Here is a 20,996-nt window from a genome sequence, read left to right as displayed (position 1 = left end):
TCAGTCGACCCGCTCGATCGCCGGGACCTCGTATCCGCCGTCGAGCAGGATCTGCTCGGGCGCGTAGAGGCGCATGATGGGCCGGAACGCGCCCTGCGGCGTCGGCAGCCAGTTGGCGGCTGCCGTCGGGTCGGTGGGTCTGGTCGTGCTCATGGTGATGGTCAAGCCTCCGTCGTCGTCGTACACGATCCCTCGCGTCCTGTCCCCGATCGAATACCGCGCCGCCTCGTTCTCGACGAGGTAGAAGTTCGGGAGGTCGTACATGGTGATGGACCAGAACGCGCGCACCGGCGGCGTCGGATGCAGGCGCAGGGTGTACGTGTGCTCTCCGGTGAGCGCATCCCCTGCTGCATCGAGATAGGTGAAGAAGTACGCGGCCTCGTAGCCGTGGTTGCCCCAGAGCCCGCCGAGCGCTGCTGCGGCCCGCGTCGCATACCTGGTCTTCGCATCCGTGTGCTTCCAGGCAGGATCGTCGAGCGCCCCGACCTCGAAGAAGTCGATGTTGTAGTCGAAGATGTGCAGGTTGACCTGCCAGTTGTTGACGACGGGACCGTCCCCGGTCCGCACGGCCATCTCGAGGGCCTGCTTGCCGGCGGCGTACCCGGCCTCCAACGCCTGGCGCACCTCCTCCGGCGCTTCCGCCAGGGTGTACGCGCTGGTGAGACCGAGCACGCTGTACGAATCCAGAGCCGTCCTGTCGCGCTCGGCGGGCGGGAAGGCGATGGCCCAGGTCCGGAACCGCTCGAAGAAGTCGAGCGCCTCCCCCAGACCACCGGCCACGACCGGCATGCCCTGCGGAGGCGTGAGCGACTTCCGGATGGGCGTCAGCGCGAGCGAGTTCTGCAACTCCTCGACGGCCGCCAGGTCTTCCTCGCCGTCGCAGGCCCAGCGGCCGACGATCGTGGCGATGCGGGTCGGGAAGCGGATGACGGTGACGCCGTCGCCCTCCGGGCCGCCCTCCCACTCCGGCGGCACGAGCAGGAAGTCGCCCCGGCCGTTGCCGGTCGCCCTGGTGCCGAGGTATGCGAAGTTGTTGGTCCACGCATCCACGAACTGCAGCACGTAGTAGCGGTCGCCCGCATCCGGAACGCTCAGCAGGATCGGCCCGACACTTAGATCGACGGGGGCGATCGAGTAGACGGTGTCGTTGTTGATGGAGACGAAGGTGTCACGCGGATCCGCCAGCGAACGCGCGTGACTGAACGAGTTGAACGACGCTGGGGGAAGCGATCCGATCCCCGTGGTCGTGAGGCGGAGGATCTGCTCCCCGTTGAAGACCAGCGGAAAACCGAAGACATACGCTTCGGACGCCAACTCGCTCAATGGCCCGGTCATCCAGCACCTCACTCAATCGGCGGATCTCGACCGCTCTTCTACAGAGTGTAGAAGAGCGCCTGTGCTCTGCTCAACTGTACGCGGAACAACCTGACCGACGGCAAAGAAAAAGACCCCTCACGCACCCGCCAGAGCCCGGTTACCCTTGCTGCGTTTCCGCCCTGGGGGAGTTGGCCTGGATGGCGCCACGTGAGGAGCCGGGAACCAGTGTAGCGGGTCAGACTGAGAGGTGTTGGCACCGAGCACCCCCGCGGACCCGGTAGGATACTTCGTGGCCGTTGCTCCTCCGGGAGTAACACCGCCTCAGGAGAATTCGCCTAGTGGCCTATGGCGCACGCTTGGAAAGCGTGTTGGGTGCAAGCCCTCGGGGGTTCGAATCCCCCATTCTCCGCCATTTCTCCAAGTGATTGAAGGCCCCGAGATCCGCGTGATTACGCGGAAGTCGGGGCCTTTGCCCTTTCCTCACTCGGCCGATTCGGCTCTCCGTGCCCACACTTTGCCCACATTTTTCTGATGACCCCCCTCATTCAGGCGCATCGCGACCTCATCGAGGTCGTCGTCGAAGAGGTCGGCGTAGGTGTCGAGGGTCATCGCAGCCGACTTGTGCCCGAGCATCCGCTGGACGGCTTTGACATTGGCCCCCGAGCTGACCGCCAGGCTTGCGGCCGTGTGTCGGAGGTCGTGCGGCGTGAGCCGCTCGAGGCCGGCTCCGGCGAGCGCGGTCAGGAACCAGGACCGCTTGTTCTTGCTGGCGCTCGGGCGGCGGAGGAAGCCGCCGAACCGATCGGCGAACACCAGATCATCAAGGCCCTTCCCGGCACAGAGACGAGTAAGCGGTTCCTTCAGGAAGTCCGGAAACGGGACGGATCGTCGCTCCCACGACTTGGGAACGCCCTCGACCACGTTGCCGTCGACCTCGGTGGCGGTGTGGTTAATCTCCAATCGGCGCCGCCTCATGGAGACGTCTCGGACGCGAAGTCCGGTGGCTTCGGCCCAGCGGAGTCCACAGTAGGCGAGAACCATCAGGAGCGTCGCCTGCATGTCAGTTTCAGCCGCTTCGGCGAAAAGAATGACCTCCTCGTGACTCAGGTATCTGCGCGCCTTGCTTGAGTGCTTGCGTGGCACACCATCGGCCCCGCGGGCAACGTTCTTGGGGATACGGCCGTCCTTCAGCGCTACATCGAGGATGCCGGCCAGAACCCCGAGCGCGCGCAATACGACCGTCGCCGAACGCGGCCTTGACGCGTCGGCGGTCCATGCTGCGCGTGGGTTCGAGGCGGCCGACCCCTCTCCCAGCTCACGGATCCATTGCGCAACGGCACTCGGCCGAATTGCACCGACAGCCGTGGTAGCCCACCGCGGCTGGACGTATACGCGCCACGACGTCTCGATGGAATGGAAGCTCGAGGGCTTCATCGCCTGACGCTTGTTTGCGAGCCAGGCTGAAGCCAGCTCGCCGACCGTCACCCTCGATGCCTGCGGGTCTACGAACGAGCCGGCTGCCTTGGACACTTCCACATTCGCCAAATAGAGCTCTGCGTCGCGCTTGGTCCGAAAGCCGCGCTTGTCCGTTTGGCGATGTTCTGGTGTGCGATATCTGACGCGCCAACGACGACCAGCGCTTGTCTCGTATGGAGTAACCGTTCCCATGACGACCTCCTCACGTACACGTTCCGGAGTTCGCCTTGGATCGGCGCGCACGCTCGCGGAAGAGCTCTCAGCGGGAGAAATCTTCAAAGAATTGCATTGACGGGTGGCCACCGGTACCGATCACAAGCGCGCCCCGTACCGCCCGAGGCTGACCGCCTGTAGCGTCATTCCGGCTCCGCCAGAACCACAAACTTGAACGAAAGACGCGGAACTCTGTCTGGCGAAGTTTCACGAATGGTCACGCGTTTGACTTCCAACGCGGCCACTCGACCCGACGTGTTGATCAAAATCACCGCATCTCCCACGCGAGCATGCCTACTGCGCGACGAAAAGTCGTATGCGGCGATCGGCCCAACTTCGGACAGCGGTGTCTCCGGCGCGATCGCAATCGAATGAATATCTGCGGGATCGCTATAGAAATACGCCGACCCGGACCCTGCGCCCGACGTGGCGACAGTGAATTGTTGAGCTCCAGTGCCGATCGTGAAGCGGCCGTTGTTGTTTTCGTACGGAAACTCGATCTCGCCAACAAGCGCATCGGTGCGGTACTCGAGCGGATCGTGGCCGATTTGGATTGCAGCCAACGTTTCGCTTGCCTCTGCAAACGGATTCGGTCCTAGAGGCGGTCTGGAAACGATTCGTCGACCGTAAAGCTCGTGGATCAGCTCTACGTATTTCGACTCGAACGCTTGATCCTCGCGAAAGTCCACGTACCTGCTCCCGCTTAGAAAGGTCGGCACCGGGGGCTCAACAGCTGCGTTTCGAATGACGGGAACAATGCGATTCGAAATGGGATCAGTCATCATCGCTGCGGTCATGATCTTCTTCTCGTACCCGGCACCGTTTCGACCCGCATTTGCCTTTCGGATGTACTCGTCCGAGCTGATTAGAAGGACTCGGTCCGAATCACGGAGGCCAGACTCCATGAAGTGCGGAAGGTCATCGCCCGCCGCCACATCCCAACGGTCGTAGATGACATCTACGCCATTAGCCATAAGGCGTGTGCAGAGCTGCAAGACCCACGTGTCAATTGCTGGCTCGGAGGCGTAAGAGACGAACACCCGCGGGTGGTAGTCGGGTGAACTCGCGCGCAGATCAGTCATAGTTGCATCTTGCCCGAAGCGAGCGGCAAGTCATGCTGCGCCTCACTGCGGCCGGATCACCCCTTAACGCGCCATCTAGCATCGAGACATGGCGCCCGATCATCGCCGTATTTGCGGGTGTAGATCAGGGAGGTCTACGACTTCCAGTCGGCTGCGCCCCCGCAGCCGCCGGTTTTGGTCGAATCACTCCGAGGAACGCGAGCACCAAGTCAGTGTTCGAAGTCGGGCATGTCTCGACTTCGTTTCACTACGGGTCGGTGTAACGAGTGACCAGGATCACGGAAGTCCGGGTCGCGTCGAAGTGTGTTCGCGAGTAGTTGCCCACGGCGGCATAGCGGGCGGTCGTATAACGAGGCTGCGCGATGGGACTCGAACCCACGAGCTGCGCGCAAGATGCTTACAGCGCCAAAGGACGGCCGCATCCAGTTACCGCTCGCAGCTCACTACCCCGTCCTCCGAACAGCGATCGAGTCGGCCTCTCTCGGCGTCTGGGCCGTCGCACCCGAGGAGCGTCGTGAGCGTGTCAAGCGGGTACTTCAGGTCAGAATTTCTGACCTGAAAGAAGATGGCAGGCTTGTCCGCGTCTTCACGAATGCTGAAACCCCCGACGGGAAGGCGGAGACGATCGCAAAGCAGCGAAAACTGCGGGCCTTTGTGCGCGCCGAGATACCGAAGAAACACTCGGTTCGCGAAGTGGGTGAGGCGCCCGGCATCGCGTTCGACGAGATTTCGTCCGGTCACCCTGGCTTCGGCCCCATCCTTAGCGACATCGGCCCGACCTTGGGCCCTGGAGCAAGCGCCGCGCGGGGCGCTTGGGGGTTTCTCAGCGGTCTAAGCCACTCATCATTCAGGAGGATGCTCTATGCGAGCGACGTCGAAAAGATCGCATCCGACGGCGACAACCGTGCCTGGCTGACGACGAAACCTTCGGTGACTGCAATGGCACTCGATGCTGCGATGCTCGCCCGGGTCACGCATTTGAACCTCATCGCCAACCGGAGCGGGAACGAGGAATTCCGAAGGGAAAAGTTACCGATCCGCAGGACCGGATGGTCCTTTACTTCCTAGCCACGAGTACGCGCGACTCGCATGGGCACAAAAGGCTCGATCATGTTCGCGGGCGCGAGCCTCCAGGGTGTGACCATTGAGCGCGTCGCTGCCGTCGACGTTGGTCTCAGCACGGAGCAGATCGCGGAATGCAATGTCATTTCCGATATAGGCGAACTCCCTCGACCCCGGCGTTGGATGGCTGATTGACGTCGCATCACACGATCCAACAAACGAGCGAGATTCTCAATGGCTCGCAAGGGACTTGCGCGATGATGAAGCGCCAAACATCCCGAATTCACCACCCGCACGACTGCAGAATCTGAGCGCCGACACGGACCTCCGTGCGGATTTGCACGGCCTCGCCCGGCGCCGATGTCAACGAGAGCCGGATCGTCGCGACGCCCTTGTCGTCAGGGTAGGAGTCCTCGGTGGCCAGCACGCGACCGTCGGACGTCGCGACCGTGGTCGCCTTCGCGGCGTCAGGCAGCTGCGCGACGCTCCCGGTCACCGAGACAGTCGAGGCGTCCGAGGCACTCCGCTCGATCTCGGCGCTGCAGGTGATCGCGCTGGCGCCCTGCGTCGAAGTCGGCGTCGGCGTCGGCGTCGGCGTAGCAGCATGGGAGGCCACCGCGGGAGCCGGCGACCCGAAGACATGGGCGCTCTGTTGGGTGCAGAGCAGAAAGAGCAGGACGCCCGCGGCGGCACCCAACGCGAGCGCGAAGACAGGCGCCCGGCGCGTGCCTGCCTCGCGTGCGATCGCCCAGACGATCCACGCCCCGAGCGCCGCGATCGCACCGGCACCGAAGCCGGGGCCCCAGATGGCGACCCCGAACGCGAGCAGCGCCGTCAGTACGGGAGGCAACACCCACAGCCACTTGCCGAGCGGAGGGGCCTTCTCGGGAGGAGCCGCAGTCTCGGCCACCACGCCTGATGCCGGCGCGGCAGCTTCACTCAGTGACGACTGTTCGCCCTCGGAGGGAGCGTTCTCTCCCGTCATGCGAGCATCCTCGCAGGCGGCCCATCGTTCGGAGAGGTGACACACCGGGGCATTCACTTGAAATACTGCGCGGAGTAGGCTAGGCGCAGGGTGGATCGGAGGAAGCCATGGGCAACAATAGTGCTCCGCACACCCCGCCCGGTCAGGGGCCGCTGCGGGAAGGGCTTGGAGGCGCCGTGTGCCCGCTCTGCGGGAAGCCGATCGTGAATGTCCGTAAGTCGAGGCAGTGTTGCGTCGCTGGGCACTGGACCGACCGCTCCTAGGCAGAAATGGCTGACCTCACCTCCGATCCAAGCCTCGGGACGACATCGACCATCGGCAGGTATTTCGGCGTCGTCTCGACCGTCCCCTCGCTGATCGGTACCACGTGGTTGTATCTGCTCTTCGTGCTCCGTCCCTGGCAATCGCCCCTCGACTGGTCCGCGCTCGCCACGAACAACCCGATCGCCCAACCCCTTCAGGGCCTGGCGCTCATCGCGGTGGCGATCACGATCGCCGTCGTCACGCACCCGATCCAGTTCATCATCACCCAGGCCATGGAAGGGTACTGGGGATCGAGTCACGTCGGCCTGGCGCTCGCATACAGACGAGCTCTGACGCAGGCAAGGCGCCGTGAGACGTCAGTGGCGCTTCAGGAGCAGGCGCTCGCGGCGATCCCTCCGACAGATCGACGCGGCCACCCGTGGTCAACCCTGATGCGAGCCCTCACGTTCACTGCGAGCACAACGGTCATCGGCTCCTATCCGGCCAACCCAGACCACATCCTCCCGACCCGCCTGGGCAATGTACTTCGCCGCTACGAGACGCGCGGCGGCAAGGCGATCGATCTGCCCATTCTGGACTGGGCCACGTACATCGGTATGGTCGCCGATCCTGGCCACACCGCCTATGTCCAAGACCAGCGGCAGGAGATGGACTTGGCTGTGCGGATGACAGCGGTCAGCCTTTTCTGCGCCATGGTCTCGACAATTGCCCTCTGGCCGCACGGCCTCTGGCTTCTGCTCGCCGTGCTGCCATTCGCGGCGGCGTGGATCTCCTATCGCGGCGCCTTGTCCGCCGCGCACGCATACGGTCAAGCATTCGAGGCGTGGCTCTACCTCAACAGATTCAAACTCTACGAGCAGCTCCACCTCCCAGCCCCGCGGAATTCCTATGAGGAACGGAGGCTGAATGAGGTGCTGGACATGCTGGTGCAGGGCGACGACGCGTACGAGGCCCGTTACCGCCGTCCCTCAAACGACAAGCCCACCGGCTGAGTACCGGGCCACGCGGACGGTGGCGCCATTGCGGAGGAGGGCGTGGGATTCGAACTCTAGCGCGGTCCCAGCTCACCTCAGACACCTAGCGGACATCCGCGGAATATCGGGCAGGTGAGACGTTCCTCGCTATCACGCGATGCTCCTCTGTTTCACCCGAGTGTTGTCAAAATGTTGTCACGAACGCTGATCCGTGAGCTGCCAACGGCGAACGCACTCAAATGGTGGTGCAACACGCGCATGGGGCTCACGAGTCTCACTCCCCTGCCGATGAATCACATTCATCCAGCAGTCGTGCCTCAGACGCCGACGCTATGGTGGAAGGAACTAGTTCCGGCACGGGCTCAAGGACCTCGCGCCAGCGCCCGCGACATCAGTTCCGCTCTCGCCGACCCGTTCGAGAACTGGAGCCATTTCCGCACGCGAATCTGACGCCGCTTTCGTCCATGCCTCCCGCCCTTCCGCAACGGTCAAACCAGGAACGACGGTTGTCCGGTGAGATGGTTCTAAGCGGTCGGCCGACGTCTACACCTCGCGAGAAGCCACGAAGGGAGCCGGGATTAGGGCGACGTTGCCTTCATCGCCTAGTCGCCGGCCTGTATAGCGTCGACACCGCAGCACGAACCGTCTAGGCCCGTAGTTACGACGGGGAGACCGGCGCAATCGGGGCACGCTCGCAGCACCGAGCTCGACCTGCGACCGTCCACGACCTGCGCCGCGCAGCAGCCAGCGTCGACGTGAGCGCGGGAGCCGACGTCGGCCACCGGATCGACGTCTCTTGTTTGGCGCGGCGCGTGGGATTCGACGTCGAGGGCGGAGGCGCCGCCGCCTTCCGTGGATGCGGCGCGGCGCAGGTCGTGGATTGCGCCCCTGGACCATCTTCGCAATCGCGGAACAACGCGCGAAGTGGATCGAGGGGATGCGGGGCCAGGGTCTCCGGCAGCGGCCGTCGACCACAGCCTCGGCATCGAGAGCAGCGATGAACGGTACTCGATCGGACATCAGCTGATCGTGATGGCAACGAGGCCACCGATTCCGATGATGTAAAGCAATAGGACGATGAGGGAATCGAGACCCATCCCGGCGACATGTCTGCGGGGCCGGAACACCAGTCCGATCGCATAGACGACGGTCAGGAGCGCCGCGAGCGCTGTCAGGTAGATGTCGCTCGAGTGGGCTTGCGGAAGAACCGCTTTGCCACTGATGAGCGAGGCGACGAGAAAGAGGACGGGCAGGAACGCGTTCCCGCCGAAGATGTCGCTGATGGCGAGGTTGTCGTCGCCCTGTTTTACGGCTTGCAAACCCGTGGAGATCTCGGGAAGGCTCGTGGCCAGCGCGAGCCAAGTCGCCCCGAACAGCACACCAGAGAGACCGATTCTGCTCGCGGCTGCATCGCCGGCCTGTTCGAGCGCGACTCCGGCGATAAGGGTTGCGACGGCCGACACGCCGAAGATCACGGCCGCGCGTGCCGTGCTCATCTGTGTCGAGTTCTTCCTCGTTCGAGTGCGGTGTCCGCTCGGATGCGGCGTGGTCGTGTCCGGCGCGGCGCCGTTTTGGTGCCATGGCAGGCCCTTCCCTGCCCGGTGCACGAGGAACAGTCCGATGACCCAGATCGCCGCGATCAACAACACGTCAGGTGTGACGCGAGCAAAGAGCAGGCCGGGCGGAAGCTGACTACCCGCGATGACAACAGCGAGGACGGCGATCACTACGACCGCTTCCAGAACGAGGCCGAGCGAAGCCGCGCGATAGGTGATCGGTTTCACGTCTTTACCGCGCTTGCCGAAGGTGTCGAGGACGACGATCACCACCGTCTGGATCGCGATGCCGCCGAGGATGTTCCCCACCGCGACATCGATCGAGCCGGAGAGCGCGGCGCTGACCGTGATCGCGATTTCCGGAAGGTTCGTAGCGGCCGCCAGCACGATCAAGCCACCGAGCGCGTCTCCGAGATGCAGCCGGGTGTCCAGTACGTCGGTGGTCTTGGACAGCTGAATCCCGGCGACCCAGATCACTGCTGCTCCACCGACGAAGATCAGGACAAGGAGCCACAGCGGAAGAGCTCCCATGCCTGCACCGTCCTCTCTGGCGCGCGAACCTATGCGCGCGTCTCACTCGTCGAGCATACCCGCGTAAGGGCAACTATTGCATTTGCGCAAGTATGTGGTTGCATGGATCGCAGTTCTGACGAAAGGTGTCGCAATGGATATGTACGAGAACTCCGCGGTAGTCCCCGGCGGCATCCTCCGTGGCGTCGCACGCGTCACGCATGGCAGTGCCGACCGGTGAATGGATCACGTATCGAGGACCACGCGATTATCGGCGACCTCCACACCGCCGCGCTGGTGGCCGCTGACGGCTCGATCGATTGGCTCTGCCTGCCGCGTTTCGACTCTCCGGCGTGTTTCGCAGCCCTGCTGGATGAGGAATCTGCTGGACGCTGGATCGTGACACCCGCTGGCTCATCTCGCTGCACGCGCCGTAGCTACCGCGGCGATACGCTCATTCTCGACACAGAATGGGAGACCAGCGATGGTCATGTGAGAGTAACCGATTTCATGCCCCTCCGAGGCGAGAGCGCTGAATTGGTGCGGATCGTCGAAGGCCTCTCCGGCTCCGTGCCGATGCAGCTGGAACTCGTACTGCGCTTCGACTACGGCCATGTGGTTCCTTGGGTGACGCGCACCGACCGGGGAATCCTCGCCGTCGCAGGACCTGACTCCGTCCAGATCACCTCCGACATTCCGCTCACCGGTCGCGATATGCGCACGGCAGCAGAATTCACCGTGAGCGCCGGCGACCGAGTACGCTTCTCGCTTACGTGGACTCCTAGCCACCTGCCTCGACCTCAACCCGCCGACCCTGACGCTGCGCTCGCAGCGACCGAGGGGTATTGGAGAACGTGGAGCGCGCTGAGCACCGCCTCCGGACCGAACAGAGACGCTATCCAACGGTCCCTCATCACCCTGAAAGCGCTCACGTATGCACCCACCGGCGGTATCGTCGCCGCGGCGACCACGTCATTGCCAGAACAACTCGGTGGGCCACGCAACTGGGACTACCGATTCTGCTGGTTGCGCGACGCCACATTCACTCTTCAGGCGCTGCTCACCGCCGGATACACGGACGAAGCCCGCTCCTGGCGAGATTGGCTTCTCCGGGCAGTTGCCGGGGACCCTGCGGAGTTGCAGATCATGTACGGGCTGGATGGTCGCCGCCGATTCCCGGAGGAGAGACTGGACTGGCTGACCGGTTTCGCCGATTCGGCGCCAGTACGCATCGGAAATGCGGCCGCCGATCAGTTCCAACTCGATGTCTGGGGAGAGGTACTGGGCGGCCTCGCGCTTGCTCGAACGTCGATCGGCGCCGACGAAAAGGACGCATGGGACCTTCAATGCGCGCTCCTCGAACACGTGGCGGGTACCTGGCGCGACCCGGACAACGGTCTGTGGGAGATGCGCGGTCCGCGGCAGCACTTCACATACTCGAAGGTCATGAGCTGGGTGGCCGCCGACAGGATGATCCACGGCGCCCGCCGATTCGATCTGCCTGGCCCTGTTCGACAGTGGGAGCAGATGCGAGCCGAGATTCGGCGTGACATTCTCGAGCACGGTTTCGACCGATCACGCAACACGTTCGTGCAGGCATACGGAAGCAATGAACTCGATGCATCCCTGTTACTCATCCCGCGGGTCGGGTTCCTGCCGGGCGACGACCCTCGGGTGGTCGGAACGATCGACGCTATTCGGAAAGACCTGACCGAGGACGGACTCGTCCTGCGATACCGCCCCGAACAAAGCGACGATGGGCTGCCCGGCACGGAGGGCGTCTTCATCGCGTGCTCATTCTGGCTTGTCGACGCTTTGAACGGCGCCGGTCGTTCTGCCGAGGCGGCCAAACTCTTCGGTCGTCTCCTCGAGCTTCGCAACGACGTCGGGCTATTGAGCGAGGAGTGGGACCCGCACTCGCACCGTCAACTGGGCAACACGCCGCAGGCGTACAGTCACACCGCTCTCGTGCGGAGCGCGTTCCATCTGTTGGCCGGCGGTGCGAGCACCACAGAGGATCGCATTCCCATCAACCGCGATGATGGGCGCGTTGGTCAGGCTGATCCGCGTCATCGCCGGGGTATGTGATCCGTTCCCCGTCGACGCGAGCGAAGGAGGTGAGCCCGTGCGGTTTCGCATTGGTTCTGGAGAAGATGTCGATGATGTCGAAGCGGCGGATGAGCAGCGCATCCGCGATCAGTGAGCGGTGACACCGCCAAGGAACCGCCTCGGCGCACATTATCGCGACGACTGTGTCGGCGGCGATGGAGATGAGTTCGTCCAGGCCTGCCGAGAAGGCAGGCGATTGCATGTAGTCGGCGTACGCCCGGAACGATGCGTTGCGCCACCCGCCGTTCAGGTCCGTGCGATTGCCATGGCGGAGACCACCGAGTTTCTCAATGAGATGGTATCCGAGGTCGGTCGCGGCGAGCTCCTGGGGCAGCACGCTGATTCCGTACTGTGGGTTGTGTCGCGATTTCGGGATGCTCCGCACATCAACGATCGTCTCCACGCCGTGCGCTCTCACCATCCCCACGAAATCCAGAAGCGGGTGCGTGGAGTGGCCGATCGTGAAGATCCGGGTGCCGCTCACTGCGCTCCCCCAGGCGTCGTCGCGGCTTCCGGGCCGTCCGACTCGACCGTGTCCACCTCGCCCGACCCGCGCGCCCCGAGCGACGCTCCGAGCTGAAAGTACTGCCGAAAGCTGAAGATGATCGGATTCCACTGCTGCGGGTCGATCCGATCGGTGCCGTCGACGAGAAGGCGCGGGTCGGCGTGAACGCGCACGACCTCCGCCTCGACGATGACGTAGCCGGGTTCGATACCGGTGGTCAGCCGCCGGGCCCGCGCTTCGAGCTGGAGAGCGCATTCGGCAACGCGCGGTGGCACGACGAGGTCCGAGGCTTCTGGATGCAGGCCGGCGAGAGCGAACTTGTCGCGCACATACCGGTAGCGGTCCGCTTTCGCATCGGGGACGACGTTGCGCCCTGTGACCTCAGCCAGCACCTCCACGGCAGACCAGAGTTCCGGTGATGCGAAATTGACGGTAAGGTCTGCGCGGCGCGTCAGGTTCTCGATCGTCTGACCGTCGCTCTCGATCCCGAGGACCATCATCTGACCGAGTGCCCAATAGGAGGATGCGGGCGCGAGATTGAACGTGCCCTCATCGTTCTCGGTCGCGACGAGGAATACGGGCGTACCCGTGTACAGCACCTTCGGTCGCACGGCCACATGCGTCACGCCGTTCGCCGGAGACAAGCGCTCCTCGGCCAGAGGCCGGACGGCCTTCATGCCGCTCCGTGGTTCCGTGGCGCGTCGACGTCCAGCAGTCCGACGACCCGATCGGGCGCAACTGCGCCTTCGGCGAGCTTGTAATTGGCGCCGACCACGGCGAGCTCGCCTGCGCCCACAGCAGCCTGGATCACGGTGGAACGTTCGATGATCTCGGTGACGGTGTCGCGGAGGTGCTCTCGTCCGACCTCGGCGGGATCGATGTCGACGGTCGACGCGGCGACCCTGCGCACAGCGCTGCCGATCGGAGCAATCAGCGTCCTGATGTGGTCAGGCAGAAGCGGCGGGTGAGCGGACTGGGCGTCGATAGCCGCAGCGACCGCTCCGCAGGAGTCGTGACCGAGGACGACGACGAGAGGGACGTGCAGGACTGCGACCGCGTATTCCAGCGAACCGAGAACCGATTCGGAGACGACCTGTCCTGCGTTGCGGATCACGAACGCGTCGCCGAGCCCGAGGTCGAAGATGATCTCTGCGGCGAGACGTGAATCCGAACACCCGAAGATCGCGACAATCGGCGCCTGCGATGCCGACAGGTGCGCACGCCGGTCGACGTCCTGATGCGGATGCAGTGGCGTACCGGCCACGAATCGGGCGTTGCCGACAAGCAGTTCTCGAAGGACGGTTGCAGATTGGGTCACAGTCTCTCCTCGGCGGGACGATTGGAAACAATTCGGCCTGAGCGGTGGCGGATCTCCCCTGGGTCCCGTGCACCCGAGCCTCTTCCACAGTAGCGCCAGAACGCGCAAGGTTTGCGTGTCCGCAACGATTGGAGCAATACTTAAAGCATGACGAGTTCGAGACCGGCGGCTATACGCGCCGTAGACGCAGCGCTGTCGGCAGCGAATGTCATGATGCGCGTTGCCGCGCGATCCGTCTTCGAGGTCGAGGACCGGGTCACGACGCCGCAGCTTCGCGTGCTGATGATGATCGCCGCAACGGGCCCGCAGAACCTCGGCGCCGTCGCATCCGAGTTGGGTGTCCATCCTTCGAATGCGACGCGAGCGTGCGAGAAATTGGTGCAAGCCGGATACATCACTCGCTCAGACCACCCGAGCGATCGCCGCTACATCCGGCTCGAATTGACCGACGCCGGCTCTGATCTGGTGAACCACGTTCTGGATCAGCGCCGCACTGCCATGACCCAGGTGCTGGAGAGCCTTCCAGATGAGGAACAGAAGCGAGTGGCCGCCGCGTTCGAAGTCTTCGCCAGTGCGGCGGGCGGCGAGCCTATCCACGACGGCCGTTTCGCCTTTTCGCTGCAATCGTAGGCGACGAGCGCCGGCCCTCTTCGTCGAGGGTCATGACCAGCTGGTCGACGAGATAAGGCTCGCTGTCTGACCTGCGCAGGGTGAGACCGTGGCCCGGCGAACTCGCGTCGGGTACGAGGTCTCCATCGGTCAACGCCGGACGCCCGTCGAAGAAGAGCGATTCGATGTGCGCGTGATCGTGAAAATACTCGACATGCACGACATTGGAGAGGGCAGCGCCGAGGGTTGCGTGAATGGACGGCGCCGTGTGCGCGCTGATCGGGACACCAGCGGCTTGCGCGATGGCAGCTGCTCGGGTGAATCCCGTGATTCCGCCGCACCGGGTTGCGTCGGCCTGGATCGTGTCGACGGCGCCGGCGTTGAGCATGCGAAGGAAGTAGGCCGGGGTGTACCCGTACTCCCCCGCAGCGATCTGCATTCCCGCGGGACCTCGGTCGCGGAGAAAACGGAGTCCCGCCAGATCGTCGCTGGACACGGGTTCTTCGAACCAGGTGACGTCCTGCTCGTGGAATCGTTCCGAGAACCCGAGCGCTTGTTTGCGATCGTATGCGCCGTTCGCGTCGACGAACAGGGCGACTCGCGTTCCGATCGCTGCCCGCGCCGCGGCCACGCGTTGCACATCGTCGGCCGGGGACGATCCGACCTTCATCTTCACGGCGCGAAAGCCGTCATCTGCCCAGGCGCTGAACTGCCCGTGAAGCTGAGCGGCAGAGTAACTGGTGAATCCGCCGCTTCCGTACGCCATGACCTTCGATCTGGCACGACCGAGGAGGCGGACCAGAGCGGTGTCGAGTCGCTTGGCTCGGAGGTCATGGATCGCGATGTCGACGGCGGAGATCGCGCTTGCGCACACTCCTTCCCAGCCGAGGTTGCGCATGGTTTCAGCCATCGACCAGAACGTCGATTCGATGTCCATCCTGTTCGAACCGAGCACGATCGGTGCGAGCTGATCTCGAACGACGCGGACCGCCGCCGAGGACGTGTATGCGTACCCCAGGCCGACCAACCCGTCCGACGCCGCCTCGACGACGAGCACGCCGGTCGAGTCCCACACGGCGGTGCCGTCCGATTCCTGTTGGGGGACGCCAGCCGTCGTCGTCGGCACGGTGTACGCGCTGACCGTGAGCTGGTCGATCCAGTCGGCCGAGCGCATCTATTCGCTCTTCTCGTCAGTTGTGTCACCGAGGTGCAGTCGGTCTTTGACACGCTCGACCCCTTCGGCGAACAGTGCCGCTGCGGAGTCGCGGATCACCGCCATATCGCTCGGGTCGCCTTTCAGCAACGCTGTCGCGGTATTCTTCGCGTATTCGGCAGTGATGTGCGGGGGCAGAGGTGGCACGTTCTTGCTGGTGTGTGCGTCGATGAGCGTCACACCCCGGTGGGCGAACGCGTCGTCCCAGGCTGCAACGACCTGGTCGTCATCGGTGACCGTGATGCTGCGGAATCCGAGCAGTTCCGCCCAGCCGGCGTAGTCGACGCTCTCGACCACCTGGGCGGTGTTCCACACGGGGTTCGCGTCTTCAGTCCGCATTTCCCAGGACACCTGGGTGAGGTCGTTGTTGTGCAGGACAAGGACGATTAGTTGCGGGTTGTCCCACCGGTCAATGTACTTCTTCACCGTGATGAGCTCGTTCATGCCGAGCATCTGGAACGCACCGTCACCGATGGTGCAGATGACAGTCCTGTCCGAGTATGCGAACTTTGCAGCGACCGCGTACGGCATCGCGGCGAGCATCGTCGCGAGCCGACCGGAGAGGTCGCCGAGCATCCCGCGACGCAGCCGGATGTGGTGTCCGTACCAGTCGGCTGTTGTCCCGGCGTCGGCGGTGACGATGGCCTGCGGCGGCAGGCGTTTGTTGAGCTCGTGATACACACGTCGCGGGTTCACACCGTCGTCATAGTGCAACAGCGCCTGCGCTTCCATCTCCGACTCCCACTCGACCATCTCGTCGGCGACCTTCTGTTGCCAGTCGAGGTCGGTCGTTTCGTCAAGGAGCGGGATGAGCTCTGCCAGCGTGGCCTTCACGTCACCCCAGAGGTTCAGCTCGGTGGGATAGCGCAAACCCAGCTGTTCAGGCTTGAGATCGACCTGAATGGCCCGCGCCTGCCCGGTAGCGGGCAGGAATTGACCGTACGGGTAGTCGGTGCCGAGCATCACCAGCGTGTCGCAGTCCTTGATCTGGTGCAGGCTGGGCAGCGACCCGAGCAGTCCGAGCTGCTGTGAGTGATAGGGAATCTCGGCCGGGATCACCTGCTTGCCGCGTAGAGCCGTGATGATTCCGGCGCCGGAGAGCCGTGCCGCTTCGAGGACCTCGTCGGTCGCCCCATTGGCGCCGTGCCCGACAAGGAAGGTGACTTTACGCCCGGCGTTGATGATCGCGGCCGCCTTCACGAGTTCGCTGCGCGGCGGGACGACAGAGGTGGACGGGGCGACAGCGCTCGACCGTGACACCCACATCTCAGGCGAGGGAGGCGTCATCTTCATCCCTTGAACGTCGTGAGGCAAGATGACGACCGCGGCTTGCAGACGCACCCGGGCGGTGCGGAACGCGGTGTCGATCACGGCCTGCGCCTGTTCGGGCGAGACGATGGTCTGCACGTAGCAGGCGACATCGGCGAACACCCGTTCGAGGTTGTTCTCCTGCTGATTGAAGGTTCCGAGGGAGTTCAAGCCCTGCTGGCCGACGATCGCGACGACGGGCTGGTTGTCCATCCTCGCGTCGTAGAGGCCGTTGATCAGGTGGAACGCTCCCGGGCTCGAGGTCGCGGTGCACACGCCGGTTTCGCCGGTGAATTTGGCGTGCGCTGTCGCCATCAGTGCGCAGACCTCTTCGTGGGTGGGTCGGATGTATTCGACGCCGACACCGTCCCGTTCGGCCTTCCCGAGTGCACCGTCGAACTCGCCGATGCCGTCGCCGGGGAACCCGAACACCCGAGTGACTCCCCACGCTTTGATACGCTCGATCACAAACTCGCTGACCGTTGTCATGTGATTCCTCTTTCGATTCTGTTCGGGTGTTTCAGCAGTCGGTCGGCTGCGCGGGCGGCGATCGCCATGATGGTCAGGGCCGGATTGGCGCTGCCCTGGGTCGGTAGGACACTGCCGTCGGTGATGAGCAGGTTGGGAACGGCGAAGCTGCGGCAGTCAGCGTCCACCACGCCGTCTTCCTCACGCGCGGCCATTCTGGCCCCGCCGACGAGGTGTGCGTAGCGTTGGATGGTGATGGTCTCGCGGGCGCCGGCTGCGGTGAGGATTCGCTCCATCACCTTTTGCGCCGCATGGGCCAGCGCTCGGTCGTTGTCGCATTGGGTGTAGGAGAAGTGGGCGATCGGCAGCCCGTACCGGTCCTTCTCCGCGCTGAGGGTGACCCGGTTATCGGGTTGGGGCAGGAACTCGCAGAGCGCTCCGAAGCAGGCCCAGTGCACGTAGTCGGACATGTAGTTGCGCAGGTCCGCTCCCCAGCGGCCTTCTGCCATGACGTGTTCCGCCCAGGTGATCGGTAGCGGGGAGACGGTCTGGATGGAGAAGCCGCGCTTGTACGGTTTGGTCGGGTCGGTTTCGTAGAACTGTTCGGTGCTGACTTCCGGTGGCGGTCCTTTCCACATTCGGATCTCTGCGTCGAATCGTCCGGCGGTTTGCGGTGCGCCCTGCACCATCAGGAAGCGGCCGACCTGGTCGAAGTCGTTGCAGAGCCCATTCGGGAAGCGGGCGGAGGTCGAGTTCAGCAGCAGGCGGGGTGTCTCGATGGAGTATCCGGCGATCGCGACCATTCGTGCGTGCTGGAACCGTGGCCGGCCGTCTTTCACGTAGTGCACGCCGTTTGCTAGCCCGGTGCGCTGGTCGATGCCGATGGAGGTCACCATGCTGTCCGCGCGTACTTCTGCGCCGTGCGCGAGCGCGTCCGGGATGTGGGTGATCAGCGGTGACGCCTTCGCGTTGACCTTGCAGCCCTGCAGGCAGAAGCCGCGGTAGATGCAGTGCGGCCGGTTGCCGAACCGGCCGTTCGCGATCGCGACCGGTCCTACCTTCGCCGTGATCCCGCACGCCAGGGCACCGCGTTGGAACACCTCCCCGTTCCCGGAGACGGGATGCGGGCGGTGCGGGTACGAGTGCGGGTCGCCCCACGGCCAGTCCTCCCCCGCCACCGGCAGTTCGCCCTCGATGGCGGAGTAATAGGGACGGAGGTCGTCGTAAGCGATCGGCCAGTCAGCGCCGACACCATCCGCCGTCCGGGTGTGGAAGTCACTGGGGTGGAACCGGGGGGTGTATCCGGCGTAGTGCACCATCGACCCGCCGACTCCGCGGCCGGAGTTGTTGGATCCGAGCGGGACGGGGTCGCCGCCGCCGATCTGGCGTGGTTCTGTCCAATAAAGCTGATGGGAGCCGGCTTCGTCGCTCACCCAGTCGGTTTCGGGGTTCCAGAACGGGCCGGCGTCCAAGGCGACGACCGTCCAGCCGGATCGCGCAGCCCGTTGCAGGAGCGTCGATCCGCCTGCACCACACCCGACGATGACCAGGTCCACGTCGTCGTTGTCGTCGAAGCGGCGCATGTCGTCGCGGAGGCGGTGTTCTGGCGCGGCGCCGTTCGGCGTGAGCAGCCATGCGGACTCGTTGCGTTCCCGCACCTTATCGGGCATCGGATGTCCTGGTGGGGTCGTCGTCGGGGTTCGCGTCGGCGACTTCGAACGGTTCACGCCGGTCGATGCCGAGGTTCTTGTAGCCGCGCGGGTAGGCGGGGCCGGCGAAGCCGATCTCGTTCCACGCCGACGGGTGTGAATAGAACGCGGTGCACGCGTACCGGGTCCACAACCCCCACACGGCCGACGCTGGCATGCCATGCCAGTCGGCGGATCCGAGGCGCTGAATGTCGGCTAGTAGTGCATGCTGGTCGTTCCAGGTGCAGTCAGCAAACACGGCACCATACGTGGCGTTCGCGTCGTCGTCGAGGGCGGCCAACGAACGCCGCCAGGCGTCCGGGTCGGCCGGCATCGAGTCGTAGTGCCACCCGTCGGTCTCCTTCTCCGCCAGCCGGGAGTCCACCATCCGGGTGACGGGCACCCGGGGTTCATCGCGCTGATCGAGGAGCTGGTCGAAGAGTGCGGTGGCGCACGCTTCCTCGACGACGTCGAAGAATCGCATCTGCGGCAGCAGCCCGAGCCGTGACTCGACGACGGCCTCGGTGGCCGCATCCCAGTGCTCACGTTGGCTGAGGACATCGAAGCCGGGGAAACGGTCGCCGCCGTTGCTTGGCGAGAGCGGCAGGGTTGTCATTTCTCGCGCCTCAGGATCGCGGCGAGCAGTCCCATCCCGCCGACCATCGTCACCAACAGAGGCGCCAGGAGCGGGGGGCCCATTTCGAGGTTGTAGCGCAGGTTTTGCCACCCGCCAGGTTTCTGGGCGACGCCGCGGGCGTGCAGGTAGGTGCCCTGGAGCCCATTCGCGATGATCGTCGCCGACGCTACGGGCAAGACGGTTTTCGCCATTCGATGACTGAGCAGGCCAGCGATGCCGGCTGCCGCGCCGACCGGTCCGAGGACCACCGGCACCCACATCCATTTGTTGCCGAAACTGGCCTTGTCGTGCTCGAAGAAGATCTCGCCCGCGGTGACGAGCGCACCGACGGCTGTCAGCGTGGACAGGGATCGTTCGAAGCGTCCGGTTTCCACGTTCTTCACCATGCGATCGATGCCGCGCACCGCTGTGCGTGCGGATTTTCTGCTGGCACGAAGTGTCATCGGTGGCCTTTCGTCGGGCGGGCGTCGGAAGTGGACCTCGTTGTCACTGGTACTCCGGTTGGCTGATGGGGTGAAGGGGGATGTACGCCATCGCAGAACGCACGGTCAGTGGGTGCGAGCGATGATCGCGTCGACGTGTCCGTGGCCGGGTGCGACGTGTTCGAGGATGCGTTGCCAGGCGCTGGCGATGAGGTCGCGGCCGCCGCGCTCGGACACGAAAGTCTGCGACAGCGGAAGTTGCTTGCTGAACCAGCGCCCGTCTACGGGGGTGGCGTAGTCGTCTCGTTTGCCGATCGCGATCAGAGTGTCGGCAGAGACCCGTTCGAGCGATGGCGGGTCGGCCTCAAAGCAGGCCACGTCGGTGTCGACGCCGACGCTGCCCTGCAGCCGAGCGTCGGCGAGCATCCGGTTCACACGCCGCTCGTACGAACTCGTGTCCCGTTCGGAGAACCGCGGGATCAGTCGGTTCGGATCGAACCATGATTCCGCGTCAGATTCGCGGGCGTCCGCCAGCGTCGGCCAAGCCGGGCAGCCGACCAGCGCCAAACGGTCGACGAGGTCTGGGTGACGGGCGGCGAGGGTCGCAGCGAACAGGCCGCCCTCTCGCCATCCGATGACGCCGATGCGCCCGAAATCGGTGTGCGCGACGGACGACGCGGTGGCTTCGGCCCGGGTGAAATAGTGGGCCACGTCATCTGCCCATGCCGCCGCGGACGGAGTTGTGCCGTCCGGATAGGGATCGGATGAGCCGTACCCCGGACGGTCGAAGGACACCAGATGCACACCCCAGGTGGAGGTCAGAACCGGGTCAGGATCGAATCCGGCCGCACCCGCGGTCGGATGGCACAGCAGGACCAACCGGTTCGCCATCGGATCGCCGAGGCCGGACATGCCGACCGTGCGATCGTTGAGGAACCGGAATTGGCGTCCTGCCACGTCAGTGCTCCGCCTTCGGGTAGTTGCCGTGACGCTTCTCCGTGCTCGTCACCTCTGGTGCTTCACCGTGGTGGGAGGCGCCGGTGTACTCTCCCTCGACGTGCGGGTCGGGTGCCTCCGCCTCGGTCTCGGTGTATTGACCGTGCACCGTGCGTGGCGCGGTGTCCCCGTGCTGGGTGTACTGCCCCTCTAGAGAATCCCGTTCGGTTGCGAACTCGTCTCTTGCTTTGTCCATCCTTCTCACCTCGATTAGTTGCTACAGCGCAATTATTGCACCAACGCCAGCCTTAGTGAAGATGCTGCTAACGATGAATTGCCCGGGA

The 20,996-nt window shown here is 64.4% G+C and carries 19 protein-coding genes, 1 tRNA gene and 1 other RNA gene; 5 read left to right on the top strand and 16 right to left on the bottom strand.

Annotation, left to right across the window (positions count from 1 at the left end; all coding sequences use genetic code 11):
- Entirely contained in the window at window positions 1-1,335 is a 1,335-nt protein-coding gene (locus HF024_RS04415; protein WP_168688782.1) for a DUF1254 domain-containing protein, read from the bottom strand.
- A 105-nt stretch (window positions 1,336-1,440) separates the two neighbouring features.
- Window positions 1,441-1,537: signal recognition particle sRNA small type (gene ffs, locus HF024_RS04410), an RNA gene on the bottom strand.
- A 104-nt stretch (window positions 1,538-1,641) separates the two neighbouring features.
- Here ffs and HF024_RS04405 point away from each other — a divergent pair.
- A tRNA-Ser gene (locus HF024_RS04405) sits at window positions 1,642-1,729 on the top strand.
- A gap of 68 nt (window positions 1,730-1,797) precedes the next feature.
- Here HF024_RS04405 and HF024_RS04400 read toward each other — a convergent pair.
- Window positions 1,798-2,985, bottom strand: a complete 1,188-nt coding sequence (locus HF024_RS04400; protein ID WP_168688781.1) for a site-specific integrase — start codon at window positions 2,983-2,985, stop codon at window positions 1,798-1,800.
- 164 nt (window positions 2,986-3,149) lie between these two features.
- Complete coding sequence (locus tag HF024_RS04395) at window positions 3,150-4,088, bottom strand: toll/interleukin-1 receptor domain-containing protein (protein WP_168688780.1); 939 nt, start codon at window positions 4,086-4,088, stop codon at window positions 3,150-3,152.
- 393 nt (window positions 4,089-4,481) lie between these two features.
- Here HF024_RS04395 and HF024_RS04390 point away from each other — a divergent pair, with 393 nt between their 5' ends.
- Window positions 4,482-5,156, top strand: a complete 675-nt coding sequence (locus HF024_RS04390; protein WP_168688779.1) for a hypothetical protein — start codon at window positions 4,482-4,484, stop codon at window positions 5,154-5,156.
- A 277-nt stretch (window positions 5,157-5,433) separates the two neighbouring features.
- Here the strand turns inward: HF024_RS04390 and HF024_RS04385 are convergent, their stop codons facing one another.
- Complete coding sequence (locus tag HF024_RS04385) at window positions 5,434-6,135, bottom strand: flavodoxin-dependent (E)-4-hydroxy-3-methylbut-2-enyl-diphosphate synthase (protein WP_168688778.1); 702 nt, start codon at window positions 6,133-6,135, stop codon at window positions 5,434-5,436.
- Window positions 6,136-6,404: 269 nt separating this feature from the next.
- Here HF024_RS04385 and HF024_RS04380 point away from each other — a divergent pair, with 269 nt between their 5' ends.
- Window positions 6,405-7,391 carry a hypothetical protein gene (locus HF024_RS04380; RefSeq protein WP_168688777.1) on the top strand — a complete coding sequence of 329 codons (987 nt, stop codon included), beginning with the start codon at window positions 6,405-6,407 and terminating at the stop codon, window positions 7,389-7,391.
- Window positions 7,392-8,392: 1,001 nt separating this feature from the next.
- Here HF024_RS04380 and HF024_RS04375 read toward each other — a convergent pair.
- Window positions 8,393-9,460 carry a sodium:calcium antiporter gene (locus HF024_RS04375; RefSeq protein WP_168688776.1) on the bottom strand — a complete coding sequence of 356 codons (1,068 nt, stop codon included), beginning with the start codon at window positions 9,458-9,460 and terminating at the stop codon, window positions 8,393-8,395.
- A 216-nt stretch (window positions 9,461-9,676) separates the two neighbouring features.
- Here HF024_RS04375 and HF024_RS04370 point away from each other — a divergent pair, with 216 nt between their 5' ends.
- A complete protein-coding gene (locus HF024_RS04370; protein WP_247597301.1) occupies window positions 9,677-11,527 on the top strand; it encodes a glycoside hydrolase family 15 protein in 1,851 nt (616 codons plus the stop codon).
- Here HF024_RS04370 and HF024_RS04365 read toward each other — a convergent pair.
- The 3 genes from HF024_RS04365 to HF024_RS04355 are packed head-to-tail and all read right to left on the bottom strand — an operon-like array spanning window position 11,469 to window position 13,371.
- The gene (locus tag HF024_RS04365) at window positions 11,469-12,032 is read right to left on the bottom strand and encodes a DUF488 domain-containing protein (RefSeq protein WP_247597300.1); all 564 of its coding nucleotides are present in this window, start codon (window positions 12,030-12,032) and stop codon (window positions 11,469-11,471) included. The genes HF024_RS04370 and HF024_RS04365 overlap by 59 nt on opposite strands.
- Window positions 12,029-12,730, bottom strand: coding sequence for a flavin reductase family protein (locus tag HF024_RS04360; RefSeq protein WP_085369556.1), 702 nt, complete (start codon window positions 12,728-12,730; stop codon window positions 12,029-12,031). Before HF024_RS04360 ends, HF024_RS04365 begins: the two co-directional genes overlap by 4 nt.
- Window positions 12,727-13,371 carry a carbonic anhydrase gene (locus HF024_RS04355; RefSeq protein ID WP_085369557.1) on the bottom strand — a complete coding sequence of 215 codons (645 nt, stop codon included), beginning with the start codon at window positions 13,369-13,371 and terminating at the stop codon, window positions 12,727-12,729. The genes HF024_RS04360 and HF024_RS04355 overlap by 4 nt, the downstream gene beginning before the upstream one ends.
- Before the next feature lie 147 nt (window positions 13,372-13,518).
- On the opposite strand from HF024_RS04355, the gene HF024_RS04350 reads away from it, so the two are divergent.
- Window positions 13,519-14,001 (top strand): MarR family transcriptional regulator, encoded by a 483-nt coding sequence (locus tag HF024_RS04350; protein WP_085369558.1) that lies wholly within the window; start codon window positions 13,519-13,521, stop codon window positions 13,999-14,001.
- Here HF024_RS04350 and HF024_RS04345 read toward each other — a convergent pair.
- The 7 genes from HF024_RS04345 to HF024_RS04315 all read right to left on the bottom strand — a co-directional run bounded on the left by HF024_RS04345 (window position 13,961) and on the right by HF024_RS04315 (window position 20,908).
- Entirely contained in the window at window positions 13,961-15,154 is a 1,194-nt protein-coding gene (locus HF024_RS04345) for an enolase C-terminal domain-like protein (RefSeq protein WP_168688774.1), read from the bottom strand. The two genes, HF024_RS04350 and HF024_RS04345, sit on opposite strands and share 41 nt — an antisense overlap.
- Complete coding sequence (locus tag HF024_RS04340) at window positions 15,155-16,990, bottom strand: thiamine pyrophosphate-requiring protein (protein WP_168688773.1); 1,836 nt, start codon at window positions 16,988-16,990, stop codon at window positions 15,155-15,157. It lies immediately after the preceding gene.
- Window positions 16,987-18,639, bottom strand: coding sequence for a GMC family oxidoreductase (locus HF024_RS04335; RefSeq protein WP_085369561.1), 1,653 nt, complete (start codon window positions 18,637-18,639; stop codon window positions 16,987-16,989). Before HF024_RS04335 ends, HF024_RS04340 begins: the two co-directional genes overlap by 4 nt.
- Window positions 18,629-19,273, bottom strand: a complete 645-nt coding sequence (locus HF024_RS04330) for a gluconate 2-dehydrogenase subunit 3 family protein (protein ID WP_168688772.1) — start codon at window positions 19,271-19,273, stop codon at window positions 18,629-18,631. Before HF024_RS04330 ends, HF024_RS04335 begins: the two co-directional genes overlap by 11 nt.
- Window positions 19,270-19,737: a hypothetical protein gene (locus tag HF024_RS04325; RefSeq protein ID WP_168688771.1), complete on the bottom strand. Its 468-nt coding sequence runs from the start codon at window positions 19,735-19,737 to the stop codon at window positions 19,270-19,272. The genes HF024_RS04330 and HF024_RS04325 overlap by 4 nt, the downstream gene beginning before the upstream one ends.
- Before the next feature lie 105 nt (window positions 19,738-19,842).
- The gene (locus HF024_RS04320) at window positions 19,843-20,628 is read right to left on the bottom strand and encodes an alpha/beta fold hydrolase (protein WP_143465795.1); all 786 of its coding nucleotides are present in this window, start codon (window positions 20,626-20,628) and stop codon (window positions 19,843-19,845) included.
- 46 nt (window positions 20,629-20,674) lie between these two features.
- Window positions 20,675-20,908, bottom strand: coding sequence for a hypothetical protein (locus HF024_RS04315; protein ID WP_085369565.1), 234 nt, complete (start codon window positions 20,906-20,908; stop codon window positions 20,675-20,677).
- Window positions 20,909-20,996: the final 88 nt, after the last annotated feature.

It is taken from the genome of Leifsonia sp. PS1209 (genome assembly GCF_012317045.1).
In the GTDB taxonomy this organism is placed as follows: domain Bacteria; phylum Actinomycetota; class Actinomycetes; order Actinomycetales; family Microbacteriaceae; genus Leifsonia.
This window is presented reverse-complemented; position numbering and strand designations above follow the sequence as displayed.